This window comes from Rhizobium sp. 18055 (assembly GCF_902706285.1).
Taxonomy (GTDB): domain Bacteria; phylum Pseudomonadota; class Alphaproteobacteria; order Rhizobiales; family Rhizobiaceae; genus Rhizobium.
In genome coordinates this window covers 1-459 of sequence record NZ_CACSKD010000235.1, presented here as the reverse complement: position 1 = coordinate 459, position 459 = coordinate 1, and the positions used below count along the sequence as shown (strand labels likewise).

The window sequence follows — 459 nt, the reverse complement described above, 5'->3', positions numbered from 1 at the left end:
GTCGGCGGCCATGCTGGGCGGTGACGAGGCGCTGGCCGCGCGGCGCCCTGCCGCGCGCGACGCGCTCAACCAGGCATTCGCGGAGGCGGGCAAGGCGTTCGCGGAAGCCGGCGTGCCGGAGACCCAGGTGCGCGCCTGGGCGCAGGCCGAGCAGACCTGGCGCGCGCTGGAGCAGGCCGTGGGCACGCGCGCGCTGCAGCCGCCGCAGAGCCTCGCGCAGCATACGCAGCTCGTGGCGGTGCTGATGCAGATCGGCGAAGAGCTGCTGCACCACTATGGATTCCAGACCGATCCGGACACCGCCACACAGGACCTGATCCAGGCCGCCGCCGTGAACGCTCCCATGCTCGGCGAGAAGCTCGGCCTGCTGCGCGGGCAGGGCGCGGGCTACCTCGCGCGCCAGGCCCTGCCGCCGGAGGGCAAAGGCGCACTGCAGGCCCTGCAGCAGCGGGTGGGCGA

1 protein-coding gene is annotated in these 459 nt (G+C 74.5%); it reads left to right on the top strand.

Annotated elements, in window-relative coordinates; genetic code table 11:
• Nucleotides 1–459, top strand: a 459-nt coding sequence (locus tag GVL52_RS32040) for a nitrate- and nitrite sensing domain-containing protein (RefSeq protein ID WP_200847994.1), incomplete at both ends; no start/stop codon positions are given.